Origin of the sequence: Micromonospora sp. NPDC050417 (genome assembly GCF_044458865.1) — a bacterium.
GTDB lineage: Bacteria > Actinomycetota > Actinomycetes > Mycobacteriales > Micromonosporaceae > Micromonospora_G.
Genome location: NZ_JBITIH010000056.1, coordinates 1 through 5610 on the forward strand (window position 1 = coordinate 1; position 5610 = coordinate 5610).

Annotated in this window: 4 protein-coding genes; all 4 read left to right on the top strand. The window is 69.8% G+C overall.

Annotated features, from left to right (window positions below; all coding sequences use genetic code 11):
• Positions 1-12 precede the first annotated feature (12 nt).
• On the top strand, positions 13-4110 hold the full coding sequence (locus tag ACIBF5_RS32520) for an amino acid adenylation domain-containing protein (protein WP_396816727.1): 4098 nt from the start codon (positions 13-15) through the stop codon (positions 4108-4110).
• Entirely contained in the window at positions 4107-4892 is a 786-nt protein-coding gene (locus ACIBF5_RS32525; protein ID WP_396816729.1) for a thioesterase II family protein, read from the top strand. The genes ACIBF5_RS32520 and ACIBF5_RS32525 overlap by 4 nt, the downstream gene beginning before the upstream one ends.
• Complete coding sequence (locus ACIBF5_RS32530) at positions 4892-5116, top strand: MbtH family protein (RefSeq protein WP_121154517.1); 225 nt, start codon at positions 4892-4894, stop codon at positions 5114-5116. Before ACIBF5_RS32525 ends, ACIBF5_RS32530 begins: the two co-directional genes overlap by 1 nt.
• Before the next feature lie 47 nt (positions 5117-5163).
• Positions 5164-5610 (top strand): condensation domain-containing protein (locus tag ACIBF5_RS32535; protein ID WP_396816730.1); only part of this gene is annotated, 447 nt, incomplete at its 3' end.

Genomic DNA, 5610 nt, shown 5'->3' on the forward strand with positions numbered 1-5610 from the left:
ACGGATGTCGCGGTGGGTACGCCGATCGCTGGGCGTACCGACGAGGCGTTGGATGGTGTGGTCGGTTTCTTTGTGAACACGCTGGTGGTGCGGACGGATGTGTCGGGTGATCCGTCGTTTGTGGAGGTGTTGCGTCGGGTTCGGGAGACGGTGTTGGGTGCGTACGCGCATCAGGATGTGCCGTTCGAGCGGTTGGTGGAGGAGTTGGCTCCGGTTCGTTCGGCTGGTCGGCATCCGTTGTTTCAGGTGATGTTGTCGGTGGAGAACACGCCTGAGGCGGTGTTGGTGATTCCGGGGGTCGAGGTTGCGGCGGTGCCGCTCGACGAGGTCGCCGCGATTCCGGCGAAGTTCGACCTGTCGTTCGAGTTCACCGAAACACGTGGGCGCCTCATCTACGCGACGGACCTGTTCGACGTCGGGGATGTAGAGGAGTTGGCGGAGCGGTTCGTGCGGCTGCTGACCACGCTCGTCGAGAACCCGGATGCGTCGGTGGGCGCTGTCGAGGTTCTCGACGGTGTGGGGCGTGAGCTGGTTCCGCGTACGGCGAATGACACCGCGCTGGTGGTTCCCGCGGAGCGGTTCGTCGCCGGTTCGGCGTTGCCGGCGCCTGGGTTCGTGTCCGGTGGTGCCTATCGTGCTCCGGAGACGGCTCGGGAGGTATTGGTCTGTCAGGTTTTCGCCGAGGTTCTGGGTGTTGACCGGGTCGGTGTCGACGATGACTTCTTCACTCTCGGCGGGCACTCCCTGCTGGCGGTGACATTGGTTCAGCAACTGCGCGACCACGGCCTTGCGGTGGACGTACGCTCGGTTTTCCTCGCCCCGACCCCGGCGGGCCTGGCCCGCACCTTCGGCAACGCCATGCAGGAGATCGTGGTGCCGCCCAGGCGGACCGGCGAGGCGTTCGTTCCGGACACGTTCCCGCTGGCAGACCTCACGCAGGAGGAGATCGACCTCATTGCCGGGCGGATCCCCGGCGGAGCGGCGAACATCGTCGACATCTACCCGCTCGCGCCCTTACAGGAAGGCATCTTCTTCCACCACCTGATGAGTCGCGAAACCGGCTCCGCCGACGTCTACGTCCTCCCGATCAGGCTCGGTTTCGACAGCCGGGAACGCCTCGATGTCTTCCTGGCCGCGTTGCAGCAGGTGGTCGACCGGCACGAGATCCTTCGCACGGCGATCGTCTGGGAGGGGCTGCGGGAACCGGTCCAGGTGGTCCAGCGCAGCGCGCGGATCGAGGTGTCCGGCAGTGACATCGACCTCAGTCGAGCCCCGCTCCTACGGGTCGAGGCCACCGGCGACGAGGCCGTGATCCGGGTGCACCACATCGTCCAGGACCACACGGCGCTGGACGTCCTACTGAACGAGGTCCGGGCGTTCATCGCCGGCCAGGGCGACGAACTGCCGGCGCCGGTGCCGTTCCGCGACTTCGTCGGACAGGCCCTGCTCGGCGTCCCGCGCGAGGAACACGAGGCGCACTTCGCGTCGCTGCTCGGCGACGTGGACGAGCCGACCGCGCCGTTCGGCCTACTCGACGTGCAGGGCGACGGCAGCGGCGTCACCGAGACGACCGTTCCGCTGCCGCCCGCACTGGCGGCACGGCTACGCGCGGCGGCCGTCCGGCACCGGACGAGCCCCGCAACGCTCTTCCACGCCGTCTGGTCGCGCGTCCTGTCGGTGATCTCCGGTCGCGACGACGTGGTCTTCGGCACCGTCCTCTTCGGCCGGATGAGCGGCGGCGGCGACACCCCGGGGCTGTTCATCAACACCCTGCCCCTGCGGATCAACACCCGGTCGGCCAGCGTCGCGCAGGTCTTGACCTCGGTGCGCGACCAACTCGCCGATCTCCAGGTCCACGAACACGCCCCACTCACGGTCGCGCAGAGGGCCAGCGGCGTACCGGCCGGGGCGCCGCTCTTCACCACCCTGCTCAACTATCGGCACAGCACCCCGGGCAAGGCAGCCGACAGCCTTGAGGGCATCACCGTGATCGAGGCGACGGAACGTACCAACTATCCGATCACCGTGATGGTCGACGACCTCGGCGAGGGGTTCTCCGTCACCGTCCAGACCGCCGCCCCGGCGTCCCCGTACACACTGTGCGCCATGCTCCAGACCACCACCGAGGGCCTGGTCGACGCGCTGGAGACCCCCGGCGCGGATCGGCCGTTCCACCGTCTGGAGACGCTGACCGAGGCGGAACGCGCCCACCTCCTCGCCCCCACGGCGGATCCGGTGGGCAGCGCCGGGTCCGCGACGCTCCCGTACCTCTTCGAGGCCCGCGCCGCCGCGACGCCCGCCGCCGTCGCGGTCAGCGGTGAGGGACGGCCATTGACGTACGCCGAGCTGAACGCGCGCGCCAACCGGCTGGCACGGCACCTGGTCGCCCACGGCACCGGCCCCGAAACGGTGGTGGCCATCGCCCTGCCGCGCACCCCCGACCTCGTCGTCGCGTTGCTGGCCGTGCTGAAGGCGGGCGGTGCCTACCTGCCGATCGACCCGGACTACCCGGCGGAGCGGATCGCGTACATGCTGGCGGACGCCGCGCCCGTGGCCGTGCTCACCCAGCGATCCGTCATCGAGTCCGGCGTGCTCGGGCAGGACGTCACCGGCCGTATCGTGACCGTCGACGACCCTGACGCCCTGGACGGGCTGGACGCCGGCGACCTCACCGACGCCGACCGTCGTGCCCCACTGCGGCCCGGCCACCCCGCCTACGTCATTTACACCTCCGGCTCCACCGGTCGCCCCAAGGGGGTGGTCGTCACCCATCGCAACGTCGTCCGCCTCTTCGCGGCGACCGATCACTGGTTCGGATTCGGCCCGGACGACGTCTGGTCGTTGTTCCACTCCTACGCGTTCGATTTCTCCGTATGGGAGCTGTGGGGCGCCCTGCTCCACGGTGGTCGACTCGTGCTGATCTCGCGCGACGTGGCCCGTGCCCCGAGGGACTTCCTGGGTCTGCTGGCCCGGGAGGGCGTCACCGTGCTCAACCAGACGCCATCCGCCTTCTACCAGTTGCTGGAGGAGGGTAGGCGGGCCGGCGGCTCCGCCAGCGCGCTCAAGCTCCGGTACGTGGTGTTCGGCGGGGAGGCACTCGACGTCACCCGCCTGCGCGACTGGTACACCCGGCGGCCGGACGGACCGCCCTCGCTGGTCAACATGTACGGCATCACCGAGACCACGGTGCACGTCACGTACGCCCCACTCGACGCCGGCCCGGACAGCGCGGGCCCGACGGAGAGCCCGATCGGCGTGCCCATCCCGGACCTGCGCACATACGTCCTGGACCGCCACCTCGGCGTGCTCCCCCCGGACGTGCCCGGCGAGCTGTACGTCTCCGGAGCCGGACTGGCCCGTGGTTACCTGAACCGGCCCGCGTTGACGTCGGGACGGTTCGTCGCCGACCCGTTCGGTGCGCCGGGAGAGCGGATGTACCGTACGGGCGACCTGGTGAAGCGTCGCGCCGACGGCGCGTTGGTCTATCTGGGGCGTACCGACGAGCAGGTCAAGGTGCGCGGCTTCCGGATCGAGCTCGGCGAGATCGAGGCTGCCGTACTCGGACACGAGACCGTGGGCCAGGCAGCGGTCGTGGTGCGCGAGGACGCACCTGGCGACAGGCGGATCACCGCATACGTCGTGCCGGCCGGGGACACCGACCCGGATCCGGCCGCCGTACGCGCCCACGTGGCGCGGACGCTGCCCGACCACATGGTGCCGGCGGCCGTGGTGGTGCTCGCCGCGCTGCCGCTCACGGTCAACGGCAAACTCGACCGGCGCGCCCTGCCCGTCCCGGAACGTACCTTGACCGCCACCGCCTCCCGGGCACCGTCGACACCACGGGAGGTGGCCCTGTGCCGTCTCTTCGGTGAACTGCTCGGCGTCACCGGGGTCGGTGTCGACGACAACTTCTTCGACCTCGGCGGCCATTCGCTGCTGGTCACCCGGCTCATCGCCCGGATCCGCGCCGAGCTGGGCGTCGAGGTCACGATCAGGACCATCTTCGAGTCGCCCACGGTGGCCGGTCTGGCGCAGTCGATCGACGCCATGCCGGCGACCCGGGTCAGGCCCGCGCTGCGCCCGCGCGCCGAGCGGGGAGAGAACCGATGAGCGCAGGGGGTACGCCGGACCTGTGCTTCCGAGCCGTACGGCCGCACCCGGCGCCTGCCGTACGGCTGGTGTGTTTCCCGCACGCGGGCGGCACCGCGAACTTCTTCCGTCCCTGGGCGGCTCTCGTGCCGGACGGTGTCGAGGTGCTGGCCGCGAAGTATCCGGCGCGGGAGACACGATTCCTGGACGAGCCCGCCCAGACCATGGCAGAGCTGGTCGACGAGCTCGTCGACGCATCCGCGGGGATGTTCGACACCACCGTCGCCTTCTTCGGCCACAGCATGGGCGCATCCGTCGCCTACGAGTTGTCCATCCGGCTGAGGGAGCGGGGCGGGCCCGTACCCGATGCGCTCTTCGTCTCCGGACGCGGCGGCCCCGGTCGGGAACGCCGCCCGGGACTGGCCGATGCCGGCGACGACGAGCTGGTCGACGCCGTGTTGGAACTGGGCGGCACCGACCCCGGGGTCCTGCGCGACCCGGCGTTACGCGAACTCGTGCTGCCCGCCATCCGCGCCGACTACCGACTCCTGGACCGCTATACGGCCCACCGGCCCGACGAACGGTCGGTGCTCGACATACCGCTGACTGCCTACCACGGCAGCGACGACACCGAGCTCGTTCCGGAGGCCATCGACGCCTGGTCGGCGGCCACCCGGTCGACGTTCCGCGCCCGCTCGTTCCCCGGTGGTCACTTCTACCTCGTCGGCGCGGCCGGCGACCTGCTCCGTGACCTCCTGCAACACCTACCCATCGCGACAGCGACGAAGAGAGAGGGTCTGTGATGACCAATCCGTTCGAGGACAACGACGCCGAGTACCTGGTGCTGGTGAACGACGAGGGGCAGCACTCGCTGTGGCCGGTATTCGTCGACGTACCCGCCGGTTGGCAGGTGGTTCATGGCAAGGCCGCCCGCCAGGACTGCCTCGACTACATCGAGAAGTCGTGGACCGACATGCGGCCCAAGAGCCTGATCGCCGCCATGGAACAGGACCGACCTCCGGTCTGACCCGGACCGACCACCCGCCCCCATCGCTTGTTACGGAGACGCCCCCGATGATTCCCCTGTCCTTCGCTCAGCGGCGGTTGTGGTTCCTGGCCCAGTTGGAGGGGCCCGGCTCGACGTACAACATCCCACTGGTGCTCCGCCTGTCGGGGACGCTGGACCGGACAGCGCTGGGGGCGGCGCTCAACGACGTGCTGACCCGGCACGAGGTGCTGCGGACCGTCTTCCCCGTGGTGGACGACGAGCCCGAGCAACGGATCCTCGAACCCGGCGAGGTCGACGTCGCGCTGCCGGTCTTCTCCGTGACCGAGGAGGGTCTCGGGGAGGCGATCGCGAGCCGCGTACGGCACTCCTTCGACCTGGGCACGGAGATCCCGCTCGCCGCCAGCCTGCTCGTGGTCGGGCCGGAGGAGCACGTTCTCGTGCTGGTGGTGCATCACATCGCGGGGGACGGGTGGTCGTTGGCGCCGTTGGCGCGTGATGTGTCGGTGGCTTAT